This window comes from Cognatundibacterium jejuense, from assembly GCF_014284255.1.
Taxonomy (GTDB): Bacteria; Pseudomonadota; Gammaproteobacteria; order Burkholderiales; family Burkholderiaceae_D; genus Undibacterium; species Undibacterium jejuense.
This window is the reverse complement of record NZ_JACOFV010000002.1, coordinates 166,652-180,707: the sequence shown is the minus strand read 5'-3', so window position 1 is coordinate 180,707 and position 14,056 is coordinate 166,652. Positions and strand designations below refer to the sequence as shown.

Annotated in this window: 11 protein-coding genes; 3 read left to right on the top strand and 8 right to left on the bottom strand. The window is 46.8% G+C overall.

Annotated elements, in window-relative coordinates; translation table 11 throughout:
- Positions 1–154 precede the first annotated feature (154 nt).
- Both H8K32_RS03235 and H8K32_RS03230 read right to left on the bottom strand, forming a co-directional pair.
- Positions 155–1,609 (bottom strand): S8 family peptidase, encoded by a 1,455-nt coding sequence (locus H8K32_RS03235; RefSeq protein WP_186911043.1) that lies wholly within the window; start codon positions 1,607–1,609, stop codon positions 155–157.
- Positions 1,610–1,722: 113 nt separating this feature from the next.
- The gene (locus tag H8K32_RS03230; RefSeq protein ID WP_186911042.1) at positions 1,723–3,381 is read right to left on the bottom strand and encodes an RCC1 domain-containing protein; all 1,659 of its coding nucleotides are present in this window, start codon (positions 3,379–3,381) and stop codon (positions 1,723–1,725) included.
- A 438-nt stretch (positions 3,382–3,819) separates the two neighbouring features.
- Here H8K32_RS03230 and H8K32_RS03225 point away from each other — a divergent pair, with 438 nt between their 5' ends.
- Positions 3,820–4,326 (top strand): peroxiredoxin, encoded by a 507-nt coding sequence (locus H8K32_RS03225; RefSeq protein ID WP_186911041.1) that lies wholly within the window; start codon positions 3,820–3,822, stop codon positions 4,324–4,326.
- A 48-nt stretch (positions 4,327–4,374) separates the two neighbouring features.
- Here the strand turns inward: H8K32_RS03225 and H8K32_RS03220 are convergent, their stop codons facing one another.
- A complete protein-coding gene (locus tag H8K32_RS03220; protein WP_186911040.1) occupies positions 4,375–4,860 on the bottom strand; it encodes a GNAT family N-acetyltransferase in 486 nt (161 codons plus the stop codon).
- 72 nt (positions 4,861–4,932) lie between these two features.
- On the opposite strand from H8K32_RS03220, the gene lpxC reads away from it, so the two are divergent.
- Complete coding sequence (gene lpxC / locus H8K32_RS03215) at positions 4,933–5,868, top strand: UDP-3-O-acyl-N-acetylglucosamine deacetylase (protein WP_186911238.1); 936 nt, start codon at positions 4,933–4,935, stop codon at positions 5,866–5,868.
- A gap of 107 nt (positions 5,869–5,975) precedes the next feature.
- On the opposite strand, the gene dxs is transcribed toward lpxC, so the two are convergent.
- The 3 genes from dxs to H8K32_RS03200 are packed head-to-tail and all read right to left on the bottom strand — an operon-like array spanning position 5,976 to position 9,020.
- Entirely contained in the window at positions 5,976–7,853 is a 1,878-nt protein-coding gene (gene dxs / locus H8K32_RS03210; protein WP_186911039.1) for a 1-deoxy-D-xylulose-5-phosphate synthase, read from the bottom strand.
- Positions 7,854–7,866: 13 nt separating this feature from the next.
- A complete protein-coding gene (locus H8K32_RS03205; protein WP_186911038.1) occupies positions 7,867–8,754 on the bottom strand; it encodes a polyprenyl synthetase family protein in 888 nt (295 codons plus the stop codon).
- The gene (locus H8K32_RS03200) at positions 8,751–9,020 is read right to left on the bottom strand and encodes an exodeoxyribonuclease VII small subunit (RefSeq protein ID WP_186911037.1); all 270 of its coding nucleotides are present in this window, start codon (positions 9,018–9,020) and stop codon (positions 8,751–8,753) included. Before H8K32_RS03200 ends, H8K32_RS03205 begins: the two co-directional genes overlap by 4 nt.
- A gap of 379 nt (positions 9,021–9,399) precedes the next feature.
- On the opposite strand from H8K32_RS03200, the gene H8K32_RS03195 reads away from it, so the two are divergent.
- Entirely contained in the window at positions 9,400–11,679 is a 2,280-nt protein-coding gene (locus H8K32_RS03195; RefSeq protein WP_186911036.1) for a DUF1631 family protein, read from the top strand.
- A gap of 125 nt (positions 11,680–11,804) precedes the next feature.
- Here the strand turns inward: H8K32_RS03195 and H8K32_RS03190 are convergent, their stop codons facing one another.
- Together H8K32_RS03190 and H8K32_RS03185 are read right to left on the bottom strand one after the other, a co-directional pair.
- Complete coding sequence (locus H8K32_RS03190; RefSeq protein ID WP_186911035.1) at positions 11,805–12,770, bottom strand: lipase secretion chaperone; 966 nt, start codon at positions 12,768–12,770, stop codon at positions 11,805–11,807.
- Between the two features lie 35 nt (positions 12,771–12,805).
- Positions 12,806–13,738, bottom strand: a complete 933-nt coding sequence (locus H8K32_RS03185; RefSeq protein WP_186911034.1) for a lipase family alpha/beta hydrolase — start codon at positions 13,736–13,738, stop codon at positions 12,806–12,808.
- Between the last annotated feature and the right edge of the window lie 318 nt (positions 13,739–14,056).

Below are 14,056 nucleotides of genomic sequence, written 5' to 3'. Positions count from 1 at the left end.
GTAACGAAGATTGACTGTTACTGGTGCTTATAAAAAAACCGCATAATGCGGTTTTTTTTCATCTTTAGTGCATGGAATGCTGGGTTATGGATCAACGAAATTATTTCTGCATCGTTGCACACTGCGGTCTGCGCAGTGTGCAACGCACCACTAATTAACTTCCTGCTGCAGCTTTCACAGCAGCAGCAGCATCAACGATACCTGAACCACAGGCCGGGCAGTTCGCTGGTGCAGGACGTGCTGTAGAAATCAAAATACTCTTGATTTGTGCGGGCGTTAAGCTAGGTTTAACCGCTAACATCAAAGCAACGATACCAGCTACGTGCGGTGTTGCCTGAGACGTACCCGCCATCGTGCCATAGGTCGTATCATCCTTAGACACCGTTGTACCAGTCGGCAAGGTTGAGGTAATGAGGTCAGCCGCCGTAGTAAAACCACCACCAGGCGCGGCGACAGCAACAGTACCACCGTAGTTAGAGTAGCCTGAACGACCACCTGCAATTGAAGTGGATGCTACGGTGATGACTCCCGGGCAGTTAGCAGGTGAGGAAAGTTTCGCATCTATACTTTCGTTGCCGGCAGCAACTACAATTGCTGTTCCGTTTGCCATCGCAAGTTGGAAAGCGGTTGCACTCGTTTTCGTACAGAAACCAGTGCCACCGAGAGAAAGATTGATGACGTTGGCTCTGTTGGTATTGTTTGGTACCCCGTTGACACTGATTCCAGCTGCCCACGCAACCGCATCTGCAATATCCGAGTCTGAACCACCACATTTTCCAAGTACTCGTAATGGCAATACCTTCGCTGAAGGTGCAACACCGATGACACCGATGCTATTCGCTGCTGCTGCAATCGTACCTGCCACATGCGTACCATGCCAGCTACTATTTTTACCTGCCTGGCTTGGGCAAACTGTATCACCGGTTGGAACCCAATCACCTTGATCTAATGCGTCGTAACCGCGAGCACTGGTTGTTCCCGCAGACAAGGTCAGTCTGGCTGTCACTGGGTCGCTGATAAAGTTGTATCCGTATTGGCCAGCAGCGCCATTTTGTGCCGGAACCAGATTTGGCAGAATATCCGGGTGAGGACGATAACCTGTATCTAATACAGCAACGACCATCCCTTTACCCAAAGACAGATCCCATGCGGCCGGAAGATTTAATCCGCCCGGCTGAGTTGCTGAAGATTGCATATCCCATTGCGCAGTTGCATAAAGCGGGTCGGTAGGTACATACAAGGCGTGACGAATATAGTCAGGCTCTGCGTAATCGATGGTTTTATCGCTTTGTGCCAGCTTAGCGGCGAGTGCTCTCATTTGAGATGGTTTTAGTGCAACGCTTGAGCGATACACCCAACCACCGGTGACGATCTGGCGTTTAATTTCAAACGATGCGCCAAAAGATTGTGCTACCGATTGCAGCGCAGAAAGGCGTTGGATTTGTACCTGGGTGATACCAGATTTGCCTGTACCGACGCTGGTTGTAGCGGCATTCGTGTTGATATCGTTGCGATACTTAACAATAAGTTGAGTTAAGTTTTGCTCAACCTGCGCTTGCGTATTGCCATTCTTATTTGTGGCAGTGACATAGGCAAAGGCCGGGGTCATGATGGCACCGGCGATGCAAGCAGACACTAATGATTTTATTGGAAACTTAAATGCTTTCATTCTCTTTATACTCCAAAAATTGGATAGTCATAGATCTTAGGGACTATGGTTGATCAGCTTGCAAATGGGATTTTTGTCAGTTTTGCAGGTGTTTTTCCACCGCCAGCCCACTGATCTCCCCAATTTACAAACGTGCCGTCTTTATTGACTGCCAAGAATGCCCCAAATGGTGTAGCGTAAATTGCTCGGACATTGGTCAGGTTGGATGCGACGGCGCTGCTATCGCCACCTTTACTCGCCATACCCCAGGTCACTACCGTACCGTTCGATTTAAGCGCTGCAAACGCATACTTATTCGATGTCAGTGCCACGACATTGGTCAACTGTGCCGAAACTTTACTGCTGTCTCCACCTACTATCGGATCACCCCAGGTCACAACTGTTCCATCACCTTTTAAGGCAGCAAATGCGTATTCTGAACTTACGATATTTTTCACATTCGTCAAAGAAGATTGCACAGTGTTCAGACTCGCTTGCATACGCGGCAAGTCTCCCCAACTGACGACATTTCCGTTGGAGAGTAATGCGGCGAACGAGGTTTGTGTTGCGTAGATATTCGCGACGCCTGTTAACAGACTTGCGACAGAAGTGCTGTCTGCGGCATCGACGTCAGGAGTATAACCAAATGCAGAGGCAGTCCCAGAGTTAGTCGTTGCAACACCTACAGTGCCGTCAACGGTGAGGTTGTTCACATTGCTCAACGTTTGATTGCTCGTTGGAATCGCCCATCCGAATTGACCAGTCCAGCCAACGACAGTTCCGTCTTTGCGCAGTGCCAGGAAATCATAATTGGTGCCCACGACCTGGGTGACACCCGTTAGTTGCGCTTTTACAGAACTACTGTCACCACCTGAATCCGGGTCACCAAAGCTAACTACTGTACCGTCAGCTTTTAAGGCTGCGTAAGCACCTTCTGTTGACGCAATACTTTTCACATTAGTCAGTGATGCTAGAGTTGTCGCACTTAAGCCAGCAGTTGCGTCATTCATGGCAACATCAACTTGTGTAATCAGACCACGGTAATTGCCCCATGCAACGAATGAGCCATCTTTCTTCACACCAAAGTAAGCAACTCTTCCTGGAATAACGGATGCAATATTAGTTAAAGCGCTTGTTGTAATGGCACCTTTACTTGGATCAGTTAAATTCGGATCCTTCACCGCGACATAGCCACTACCCCAAGTTTGTACTGTACTGTCCGCTAATAACGCAGCGAATCCCCGTTCAGACGGAAACAACTGAGAGATGTTGGTTAAGGCCTCTCCAGCAGCAGTTTGTCCACCCCATACCGGATTTCCCCATGCTTCAGCGGAATTATTTTGCATTACAGCGAATGCGGCAAGCGTGTTATAGACCGAGAGTGCTTGTAAGTTTTCGGTCGCCGTTGCTGTAGAACATGTTGCGGTCGCCGTGATCGCTGAGGCTGGCTGTGTATCCTGAATGCTTAAGCCAGTCCCTAACGCGACACCACCTGAGGTTTGCCAAGATACGGTCGGCGTTGCTGAGCAATTGCTTGAGGTAACCTGTGCTGTCAACGTCGTTCCACGTGCGCCGAAAACATCAATTGTAACGACTGGCGGTGGTGGTGGTGTGACCACAGATGAGGATGAACCGCCTCCGCAACCTGCTAATAATGCAGTAAAGCCAACACCTGCTAACGCCAGGCAAATGCGCTTGATCGGCATGCCATTTGACGAGATCGAAATATTCATTTTCTTTTGTACTCCTCGGTCAGGGATAAATTTATCGTCATTCTCACCTGCATTGAATCGAACAAGCAGAGACAAACCTCTTGCTGAGCTTAACCAGCATTCATCTCATTCAGATCATTGGCGGCGAGAATCGATGTTTTTTGTTTCAATGTGGATGCATTGTCTTGGGCTGCTCAACGTCATCAATGCTCATCCTAGCATCATTATTTGTTAAATATTGTGACTTTCATGACAAAAATATGAAAAATACCTTTCAGTATTTTTTGAGCAACATATCTAAAACAATGATTGATATATCGTTCGACTTCTGCAAGATTTTCTTTACTCAGGCATACTTCCGGCGTGCGCGGGCATTTGCTGTTTATGCTATGCACCCTGCCACCCATTGCCATGCCAACCCGGCGGCAGATTATTTTGAACTACACGAAAGGAATGATGATGAGCATACAAATCGGTCAACAGTTACCAGCAGGCAGTCTGGCTGAATTTATCGAAGTGGAAGGCGAGGGCTGCAGCATAGGTCCAAATACTTTCCAAGTAGCAGACTTGGTGAAAGGCAAAACGATTGCAATCTTTGGTTTGCCAGGTGCTTATACTCCGACATGCTCAGCAAAACATGTTCCCGGTTACATTGCTCACGCCGCAGACTTAAAAGCTAAAGGCGTTGACGAGATCTGGTGTATCTCTGTGAACGATGCGTTCGTGATGGGCGCATGGGGCCGCGATCAGAAGGCAACTGGCATTGTTCGCATGATGGCCGATGGTAATGCAGACTTTAGTAAGGCTTTGGGTCTGGATGCAGATTTCAGTAAATTTGGTATGGGTACGCGTTCACAGCGCTATTCTTTGTTGGTAGTTGACGGTGTCGTTAAACAACTCAACATTGAAGAAGGCGGTAAATTTGAAGTGTCCAACGCCGAAACTTTGTTAGCTCAGCTCGCTTAACTCAGTCATATTAAGGCAGCGCTTTGCCATTCAGGCTGGCGCTGTTTTCTATAGCGTTTTATGCATAATATGGGACTGCATGCCAAAGCCCAGATTATCGTAAAACTGTATTGCATTGCTATTGAAGTCAAACACTTCCAACCTTACTTCTGCCGCTCCATTTTGCTTGCCCCATTGGCAAGCTGCATCCATCAAGGCTTTGCCTATTCCGGTATGGTGGTGATGTTGATCAACCACGATAGTGCCAATACGACAGATTTTGTTAGTGTGTAAAAATGGATTTTTCATGGTTTCACTGATGCTGGCGGTGATATAACCGATCATCACACCCCCGATCTCGGCAATCAGATGGGCATTCTCCGGCAAATCCAATCTTGCTTTCCAGAATAGACGTTCAAAAGTCGGATCGATATTTTCAACAAATACTTGCGGTGCAGCCAGATGATGTTGTTGGTTGATTTGTTGACTCAGTGAGCAAATGCCATCGAGATCGGCAGCGATGGCAGCACGAATGCTCAGGGATGGGTTCGTCATGGGATTCTCTGGTTTTGGACTCATTTTGCACAGTGTTACATGGAGTTTGGAATGAATCGCTATAATATCGGCATGTTAAAGCAAACAACAATTAAACAATTAGTCAAAACCGTCGGTGTCGGTTTGCATTCTGGTACGAAAGTAGAGCTGGTATTGCGACCAGCGCCGGTGGATACCGGTATTATTTTTACCAGAACTGATCTCGAGCCTCCACTGGTTTTTCCTGCTGACGCCATGAGTGTCGGCGATACCCGTATGGCGTCCACTTTGTCCAATAATGGGCAGCGTGTGTCGACGGTTGAGCATTTATTATCAGCCTGCGCCGGACTCGGTGTTGATAATTTATACATCGATGTCAGTGCTGAAGAAATTCCTATCATGGATGGTTCGGCTTCTTCATTTGTGTATTTATTGCAGCAAGCAGGTTTGCAAGAACAGGCGGCGCCGAAGAAATTCATTCGCGTTTTAAAGCCAGTTGAAATCCGCGAGGGTACAGGTAAAGCAGAAAAATGGGCTCGCCTCGAGCCATATGATGGTTTTAAATTACATTTTTTCATTGAGTTTAATCACCCTGCGGTAGATGGTACTGTGCAGACGGCAGAGGTTGATTTTGAAAAAGTGTCGTTTGTCAAAGATGTGGCAAGAGCACGAACTTTTGGTTTTATGCAAGACGTGGAAATGTTACGTGGCATAGGTCTGGCACGTGGCGGCTCAATGGAAAACGCGATTGTGATGGATGAATACCGGATCCTGAATTCTGATGGTTTGCGCTTCGATGATGAATTTGTACGCCACAAAATTCTCGATGCGATTGGCGACTTGTATTTAATCGGTCACCCATTCCTGGCGAGTTACACAGCGCATAAATCCGGGCATGGTCTGAACAATCAATTGCTCCGAGCTTTGTTAGCCCAACCCGACGCCTATGACATCGTCACGTTTGATGATGTACAAGGCGCACCGGTAAGCTATTCTGAGCAGAGTCAGCGCGAGTGGACGTTGATGTGATGTGAATATATGAACCAGGGCTTGTTCCAGGTTTTAGATAGAAAAATGGCCACCGTCAATTTACACGGTAGCCATTTTTTTTAGCCCTACACTTCGTTTCGAACTACTCAGGAGTTTGCTGCGAGTTTAGGCACTGTGCTGAAAATCTCAGGAAAACGAGTGCGTATTGATGCTTCTATGCCTTTAGCATCCAGACCGCATTGACTCAGCAGCAGATGTACATCGCCATGATCAATAAACTTATCTGGAAGACCGAGGATCTGGATTGGAATTTGAATTCCAGCTTCTGACAATGCTTCCGCAACCGCCGAACCTGCACCGCCCATTGTGCAGCCTTCCTCCACTGTGATTAACGCATCATGTGTGGCGGCCAGTGACTTGACCAATTCTGTATCAAGAGGTTTGATGAAACGCATATTGGCGACGGTGGCGTTGAGCGCCTCAGCTGCCTGGATTGCTGGATGAACCATAGAGCCAAAAGCCAGAATGGCAACTTTTTGACCTTGACGCTTCATTTCACCTTTACCAATAGGCAACGTGTCTAAATTACTTTCGACTTTCGAGCCTACGCCAGCACCGCGCGGATAGCGAATCGCTGCTGGTCCTGGATAATGGTAACCAGTGCTTAACATCTGACGGCACTCGTTTTCATCGGCAGCAGCCATCACCACCATATTTGGAATGCAGCGCAAATACGCGATGTCGTAGTTACCCGCATGGGTAGCACCATCGGCACCAACCAGACCAGCACGATCAAGCGCGAAGGTAACGTCCAGATTTTGTAAAGCGACGTCGTGTATCAACTGATCGTAGGCGCGTTGCAAGAACGTCGAGTAGATCGCCACCACAGGTTTTAATCCTTCACAAGCCAGGCCAGCAGCAAAGGTGACCGAGTGTTGTTCTGCAATGCCAACGTCAAAATAGCGTTTTGGGAATTGCTTTTCAAATTCCACCATGCCTGAGCCTTCGCGCATCGCTGGCGTGATGCCGATGAGCTTCTTGTCAGCGGCCGCCATATCGCACAGCCATTGGCCAAACACCTGTGTGTAAGTCAGCTTGCTCGACGTGCTTGGTTTGATCCCTTCGGCCGGATTGAACTTCCCAGGACCGTGGTACAAGACTGGATCTGCTTCTGCCAATTTGTAGCCTTGGCCTTTTTTAGTGACCACGTGTAAGAACTGTGGACCTTTCAGGTTACGAATATTTTGCAACGTCGGGATCAGCGATTCCAGATCATGACCGTCGATAGGGCCAATATAATTGAAGCCAAATTCTTCAAACATGGTGGCAGGAACCAACATGCCTTTAGCGTGTTCTTCAAAACGTTTGGCTAATTCCAACATTGGCGAAGGTAAAACCGATTTACCGACATTGCGTGCGGCGGCATAAAATTTACCTGACATTAAACGCGCTAGATAACGATTCAAAGCGCCGACCGGCGGTGAGATCGACATGTCGTTGTCGTTCAAAATCACCAGCATATTGATGTCGTCATACACACCAGCATTATTGAGTGCTTCAAATGCCATACCCGCGGTCATCGAGCCATCGCCGATCACCGCAACGGAATGTCTGTCTTCCCCTTTGGTACGGGCAGCTAATGCCATCCCCAAAACAGCAGAAATCGACGTCGACGAGTGTGCGGTACCAAATGTATCGTACTCACTTTCTGAACGACGTGGGAAACCTGAAATGCCATCGAACTGACGCAATGTATGCATCATATCGCGACGACCAGTAACTATTTTGTGTGGGTATGTCTGATGTCCCACATCCCAAACGACGCGATCCTCTGGCGTGTTGTAGACGTAATGCAAAGCGATCGTTAGCTCTACCGTGCCGAGGTTGGAAGATAAATGACCGCCTGTTTTAGAAACTGATTCAAGCACGTATTGACGTAGCTCGGCTGCATACGAATGTAATTGCTGACGGGTCAAATGACGCAGGTCGGCAGGGGAGTTAATTTGTTGAAGTAAATTCGTCATAGAAGTCTGCCGGTTATGCTTGTCTTTGCACGATCAGATCGGCCAGGTCGTGCAGGTATTGTGCGTTTTCGCCAAACGGCAACAAAGCATTGTGTGCATCGTTGCAAAGTTGTGCTGCTAAAGTTTGTGAAGCCGATAAGCCCAATAAGCTGACGTAGGTCGGCTTATTATCCGCAGCGTCTTTGCCAGCGGTTTTGCCCAGTGTTGCTGAATCGGCAGTAGCGTCAAGGATATCGTCCACAACCTGGAATGCCAGGCCAATTGCAGCCGAATAGGCATAAAGTGCTTCGGTTTCGCTGCTCGATAGGGTTTTTCCACTCATCGCGCCAAGCAATACTGAAGCACGAAGTAAGGCGCCAGTTTTTAAGCGGTGCATTTGTTCCAATTGTTCACGGCTCAACGCCAGACCAACGCTAGCGAGATCAATTGCCTGGCCACCACACATGCCAACTGACCCTGAAGCTTGTGCCAGTACGCGTACCATGGACAACTTCATCTGTGCATCGCCATTACCTTCCGATAAAACAATAAAGGCTTGTGCTTGCAAAGCGTCACCGACCAGCAAGGCAGTGGCTTCATCATATTTGACATGCACCGTTGGTTTGCCGCGGCGCAACTCATCGTCATCCATGCACGGCATATCGTCGTGAACTAAGGAGTAAGCGTGAATCATCTCGACTGCACATGCAGCACGACTTAATAATTCTTCCGGGGCATTAAACAAACGTCCGGCAGCAAACACCAACAAAGGGCGTACCCGTTTTCCGCCGTCCAGGGCGGCGTAGCGCATCGCTTCATGCAGTTGCTGCGGGACGATGTCACATTGCGGAATGTATTCTGAGAGTGCTTGTTCGCAATTTTCCTGGGTATTTTTCATCCAGGTGCGGAAATCCAGACTCATGCGAGATCCTCGTCGTTATCCACGTTAAAAGGTTTTAGAATTCCAGTTTCGAGCACTTTGACCTGCTGCTCAATCTTATCGAGCTGATTTGCGCAATATTTAATTAACTCAGAGCCTCGCTGATAAGCGACAACAGATTGTTCCAGCGCCAAATCGCCTGCTTCCATTTGCTTTACCAATTCGCTTAACTCCTGCATTGCGGCCTCAAACGAAGCTGGTGGAGAAGCCATTTCTTGCGTTGTTGCAATGGTGTTTTTTTTAGGCATAAAATGTTTATTTACAAATATGGCGCACAAATACGCGAAAAAGTTTAACCCTCTATTTTAGAGCAATCTATTCATATTGGCGCTAAATTGTCATAGTTATATAAAAATACTTACAAAATGTAATGTTTGTTTCAGTTGTGAAATCGAATTGTTGGTATACGGTAATTAAAATAAAAAAAGATGTCAAAATTGTGAATACAACATTTCCTCATGGAAATTAAGCGTATATAGTTCCACATAGAAAGGTGTTTATTTTTCCGCCTTTTCAGGGAAATTGGCTGTCGTTAGCTTAAGTTGTAAAAATGTAAAACCCATCGCTAGCATACGTGTTTAGTTGTCATGCTATCGATGAAGTGTCGAATCTTGTCGGACTTTAATTATGAGTCATTCCAAAATCACATCTTCTGAACTGGCGGGAGCAGTTATTCCTCGCCCGGAGATGTTGCGTGGTTTGACTCCGTTAGCCAGTCACCTAACTATTGCACAGGTAGATGCGTTTTCGGCGCGACTAGCAAATGCTTTACTGGCCTACTCTGAACAAAGCATGGATTCGCGCATCGCCAATCTCAGCTTTAATGCAGGCCAATTGCTTAAGAAAAATGCTTACGCGTTCTATCACATCGCCTCAGTAGAGCTTGAAAAAGTATTTAAGCACGAAACCGAGCTGTTACTCACAGCTGGTGATATTAAAAAAGCGGTTGAAACTAAAGACGGTGACTTTAGTTTGGTTAGTTATGAAGAAATGGACCAAAAGCTGACCTTGAGCCGGGTGAGCAGAGCGATAGAGCTCGATAGCGCGGAACAATATGCAGCCTTGAATATGCGATTGTCTCACCTGCTCGACCGCGAGACTTTAAGCATTGCGCAAAACCCATTTCGTCCCGAGGTCTTTTTGCGTGCACTATATGTCGCTTGGTGTGCTTTTGACCCGGAAGAAAGCAGTCGCGAACTCATTTTGCCTCTGCTTCGCGTCGACATTTTGTTTGATCTTGAGCCTATATTGCTGGAACTTAATCAGTGGTTGATCAATAAGGGCGTATTGCCTGATTTGCAAGAATCATATCGGATACAGCGAAAGCAAAGCAAGTCACACGTTGTTGAAAAAGAAGATGATGCTCAAGTCGATTCAACGAATGAATTTGGTGAAGAATCCAGCAGCAACCAAAATCCAGTGCGTCGCAAATTAAAGGCATTTTTGTCTGGTGGTCGTGGCAAAAAACATCGATCCGGTCATCCATCCTCTTCTCATTCCGGTGCTAACCATCAAAGCTCCGATTATGGTGTCCCCGGCAGCACAGACGACGCGATCAATTCGGCACTTTTCCGGCAGTTGGGTGAGTTCCAAAAGAGTGTCAAATTTCAGCAATTAATGTCTGAGGCGCAAGATGTTATGCGCCTGTCGCAGATGCGTGAACATTTGTCTGAAAGCATGGGAACTGGCGTAGAAAAGCACACGCTGGATTTGTTGTCGCAGGTTTTTGATAGTGTTTTCCGCAATCAGGATATTCCCGCGCATGTAAAAGAATTGATCTCGGTACTACAGATCCCGGTACTCAAAGCTGCGCTGATCGATAAAGAATTTTTCTTTCAGGAGCAACATCCTGCGCGCCGCCTGATTGACTTATTGTCGCGTTATAGTCCTGCACTGGATAAAACAAAAGGCAAACAAGATCCGCTGTATCAGACCATGCAAAAGAATGTGCAGCGGGTTTCACAAGAGTTTGATCAGGAAATTACCTTGTTTGATGAGGTCGTCAACGACCTCGAATCCTTTATTGCTAAAGAAGAGCAAGCCAGCGCGCAGGCATTAGAAGCACCTATTCAGAAGGCGCTTCGTAAAGAAAAAATCAAGCAAGCCAACATTACTGCCACACATGAGGTGGCGATTCGTGTCGGCAGTGGCGAAGTGGTCGCTTTCATAGAAACCTTCCTGGAAAATCGCTGGACGAAGGTATTGACGCTCGCCTACACAGTGCAGGAAGAAAAGCCACACGCTGTTGTTGATGCGATCAAAACCATGGACGATTTGATTTGGAGCGTCAAACCCAAGATCACATTGCAAGAGCGTCAGGAATTATTGAATCGTCTGCCAGCTATTTTGGCACGCCTGAATAAATGGCTGAGCCTGATTAAATGGGAAGATGTTGATCGCGTACAGTTTTTCGCTGATCTCGCAGAATGTCATGCATCGATTGTAAGGGCGCCGTTAGAACTTTCTCCAGAGCGCCAGGTTGAAATTGCGGTTGAGGCAGCTCAAAAAGCAGCAGAACGCCGTTTGGAAAAACGTGTAGCCGCTGAACAAGCTGCCGCATCTGCGCCTCCACCAATATCAGAAGAATACGTCACCACGGTATCTCAGTTAGAGCGCGGTATCTGGTTGGAATTTATCAAAGAAAACGACGAAGCTCTGAGAGTCAGATTGGCCTGGGTGAGCCCTATGCGCAGCCTTTACATCTTCACTTCCAGCGAAAAAGAAAAGAGCTTCTCTATTGGCGCGCCAGAACTGGAAAAAGTCTTTAGCGAACAACGTGCGAAAATTCTGGTGCTCGATAAAGTTGTTGACAGAGCTTTGCTGGAAGCGCTTGACCATATCCCTGACGAAAATAGTGACAGCATAGAATCTGCTGATACAATGAACGACGCTGAAACAACAGCATAGCGAGTAATACAGTTATCTACTTTTACGGCATACGTGGCGCGCGCAACCCACCGTATCTGATCTTATTCAACTGCATCGAGTTGGGTCGCCTATCCTAGGCACTAGAAATAAATGCTTTATCAGCGTTACTCGTAAGCAGCCAATCTTCTCTGTTCCTGACTTGTAAAATATTTATTTCTCAATTGCTGCAAAGCGCGTTGTTTGTCATTGTCATTGTCATTGTCACTGGCATTTGTTGGTGATGATGTAAGCTGCTTGCGTTGCTCAAGATATTGGCTAACACGACCGTTCCAGTCATTGATATCGCGGTCGACTTGGGCAAGACGATTGGCTGCTTCTGGACTGGTTGCGGCGGCGCGCATGCGGTAGATATCGTCTTCGCTTGCACCCTCATTACGCATTTTTTTTGCTTGATCCTCTAGCCGGATTACTTGATATGGCGCATCTTTTGCCGCTTTCAGATCTGCAGGCATATTTTTATCCAGTGTCTGCAATTTATTGCGTCTTTCGGCGTCGGTTAAGGTTTTATCCTGGCTGATGGCGAGGCGTGACAGGGCGTCCAGATCGTAGGCATCGTCAAACCCGAACATCGCCTGGATTTCTTTCTCGCTAAAAAACTGTGAACGTAATTGCCGCATGCTTTGCCACTTGTTGTTGACCGCGCTAAGAAGGTTATCATTTGTAGATAAAGTTGAGCTGGCATTTTTTTCGAGATCGACCAAAGCTTGTTTAAAAGCGATGTAGCGCTTCAGCAATTCCTTTGCTTGCCTAGCTGCTTGGGCTTGCAATTTTTGATCGAGGATTTTCTCGATTTGTGATTGAATTTCGGGAAGACTTTTTTCACCGATTGCAGAAAGATAGTAGTCAAACAGGCGTTTTAATTCAGCATCTAATTGTAGATCACCATCTTTGTTTTGTTGGATATCACCATCTGCGTTGGTTCCCTCTAGCGAGTGCACAAATGCAAATTGATGATCATCAGCGGTCAGGTGGATTTCTTGGTTTTTGTTATCAGGTTTGAAAAAATGTAGAGAAAAAAAAGCGGTGACTATCATCACCGCTAACAGCAAAAATTTTGTTCTGGTTTTCATATCTGACTCCGCGCCGGTCATGTGGTCAGGATGGCTTACAGTCCGCTATTTTTTAAGCGATTCGCTTGTTGGCGGTAGACTGTCACTGGATTCGTTTCAAAGATGTTGACCAGCCCGATAAATTGATTGACTTCATCGAGATGGTTCATGCCGTAGTCATCGCGAATGACTTTGCCTAAATGAGACGAGCAACTACCAACCAGGCCATCATTTTTTTCGCCCGCGAATGCCAATGATGTCAGCACTAATGCCGGATCGGACACGTCAAAAATATTGGTGGCAGGTTGCGCACCACTCCAGGAATAATACGAAACGCCATTCACCTGATAAGCGCCTTCGTCGCAAGCGTTGGTAGGAATGCCTTCCGGGTGGGTTGCATTAAACTTCAGTGACCCCGCAGTGCTCAAAGAGTTTGCTGCGCTTAAAGCATTTTGAGGTAATTTGGGTTGGCCGGAAAGGAAGTTGATCAACGATGCCAGACCATTGCTTAAGGAAACAACAACTGCATTGGAGTAGCTGCCAGGTGGTGCAACACCGAGCAGAAAGTCAGCAACTTTGGAGCCTTTATTCACACCGCCAACGGATGTGACCGATGCGACCAAATCTGGGCGTACCGAAGCCACATAGCGGGTGGTTGGTCCACCGTGGCTATGCCCAATCAGATTTACTTTGCTGGCACCAGTAACAGCCAAAATTCTTTGCACTTCGGCTAATAATTGTTCACCGCGTACTTCGGTACTGTTGGCTGCAGAAACCTGAGTGACAAAAACCTTGGCCCCATCGGCGCGCAACGCTTCTGGAATTCCATAAAAATATTCTACTGGACCAATATTGTCGAATCCAAACAGGCCGTGTACTAACACGATAGGGTATTTTGTACCCGTATAGCCTGTTGCCCATGCCTGTACCGGTAGTACAGACAACGCGATTAAGAATGCAGCTACTTTCTTCATCAGTGTTTTGTTCATTTTGATTCTTTCGTGAAAAGGTAATTCAAATGAAACCGGGCGGGGCTGAAGTACATCGTTAATTCAGCCTGATTGAGATTAGTTTGTCGTGAAAGTGAATAGCAAGTTGCTGTGCAACAAAATTAGATGCCTAAAAGATAATTAAATTGGTCTGAACGAAAGTGGTATTAGCACTTGCTCATAGGGCAAAAATTAACTTGAAAGAATATTTAGAAAATGATCTTGATGATTAGATGTTTTTTACTAAAAAACAAGAATGTGTTATTCATGACACATTCTGACGTGCCTGTTGATTTACGCTAAGGACTTGATTTCTCT

Excerpts from the sequence above, each read along its gene's own strand:
- H8K32_RS03235 (WP_186911043.1), bottom strand. The coding sequence starts at position 1,609 with ATGACCCCGGCCTTTGCCTATGTCACTGCCACAAATAAGAATGGCAAT.
- H8K32_RS03230 (WP_186911042.1), bottom strand. The coding sequence starts at position 3,381 with ATGAATATTTCGATCTCGTCAAATGGCATGCCGATCAAGCGCATTTGC.
- H8K32_RS03225 (WP_186911041.1), top strand. The coding sequence starts at position 3,820 with ATGAGCATACAAATCGGTCAACAGTTACCAGCAGGCAGTCTGGCTGAA.
- H8K32_RS03220 (WP_186911040.1), bottom strand. The coding sequence starts at position 4,860 with ATGACGAACCCATCCCTGAGCATTCGTGCTGCCATCGCTGCCGATCTC.
- lpxC (WP_186911238.1), top strand. The coding sequence starts at position 4,933 with ATGTTAAAGCAAACAACAATTAAACAATTAGTCAAAACCGTCGGTGTC.
- dxs (WP_186911039.1), bottom strand. The coding sequence starts at position 7,853 with ATGACGAATTTACTTCAACAAATTAACTCCCCTGCCGACCTGCGTCAT.
- H8K32_RS03205 (WP_186911038.1), bottom strand. The coding sequence starts at position 8,754 with ATGAGTCTGGATTTCCGCACCTGGATGAAAAATACCCAGGAAAATTGC.
- H8K32_RS03200 (WP_186911037.1), bottom strand. The coding sequence starts at position 9,020 with ATGCCTAAAAAAAACACCATTGCAACAACGCAAGAAATGGCTTCTCCA.
- H8K32_RS03195 (WP_186911036.1), top strand. The coding sequence starts at position 9,400 with ATGAGTCATTCCAAAATCACATCTTCTGAACTGGCGGGAGCAGTTATT.
- H8K32_RS03190 (WP_186911035.1), bottom strand. The coding sequence starts at position 12,770 with ATGAAAACCAGAACAAAATTTTTGCTGTTAGCGGTGATGATAGTCACC.
- H8K32_RS03185 (WP_186911034.1), bottom strand. The coding sequence starts at position 13,738 with ATGAACAAAACACTGATGAAGAAAGTAGCTGCATTCTTAATCGCGTTG.